We start from the raw sequence: 899 nt of genomic DNA, 5'->3' as shown, positions 1-899 counted from the left end.
CTAGGCGGTGTCTTCAAAAGATCTTGAGTAGTGGATCATGGTGGGGTGATACGTCGCCATGAACTGTCCGATGCCGAGTGGGAGTTCGTCGGGCCACTGCTGCCGGTGTCGCTGCGGGGCCGGAAGCGGTTGGACGACCGCACGGTGCTCAACGGGATCGTGTGGAAGTTCCGTACCGGGACGGCCTGGCGGGACGTGCCCGAGCGGTACGGCCCGTGGGCCACACTGCACACCCGCTTTCGCCGGTGGGCTCTGGACGGCACCTTCGACCGGATGCTCCGCGCCGCCCAGGCCAGGGCGGACGCGGCCGGAGACATCGACTGGCTGGTGTCGGTCGACTCCACCGTCGTCCGCGCCCACCAGCACGCCGCCGGGGCCCGAAAAGGGGGGCCCGCAGTCCCGGCCTCGGACGCTCCCGAGGCGGTCTGACCAGCAAAATCCACCTGGCCTGCGACAGCGTCGGCCGCCCGCTCGCCTTCACACTCACGGGCGGCAACACCAACGACTGCACCCAGTTCACCGCCGTGATGGAAGCCATCCGGGTGCCCCGCATCAGCCCGGGCCGGCCCCGCACACGGCCCGCCCATGTCCTGGGCGACAAGGGCTACAGCTCCCGGGCCATCCGCACCTGGCTGCGACGGCACGGCATCAGCCACACCATCCCCGAGCGGGCCGATCAGATCCGCAACCGGCTCCGACGCGGCAGCCGAGGCGGGCGCCCGCCGGTCTTCGACAAGCAGCTCTACAGACGACGCAACGTGGTGGAACGGTGCTTCAACCGCTTGAAACAGTGGCGCGGCATCGCTACTCGCTACGACAAGACCGCCGAGTCCTACCAAGCCGCCGTCACCCTCGCATCGCTCCTGATGTGGGCGTGACATTTGAAGACAACTCCTAGG

The 899-nt window shown here is 68.5% G+C and carries 1 pseudogene; it reads left to right on the top strand.

From position 1 onward, the window contains the following. Nucleotides 1-48 precede the first annotated feature (48 nt). Nucleotides 49-878, top strand: a pseudogene (locus PV734_RS45700) (IS5 family transposase). The last annotated feature ends 21 nt before the right edge of the window (nucleotides 879-899 follow it).

Source organism: Streptomyces sp. AK08-02 (assembly GCF_033795085.1).
Classification (GTDB): domain Bacteria; phylum Actinomycetota; class Actinomycetes; order Streptomycetales; family Streptomycetaceae; genus Streptomyces; species Streptomyces echiniscabiei.
This window is presented reverse-complemented; position numbering and strand designations above follow the sequence as displayed.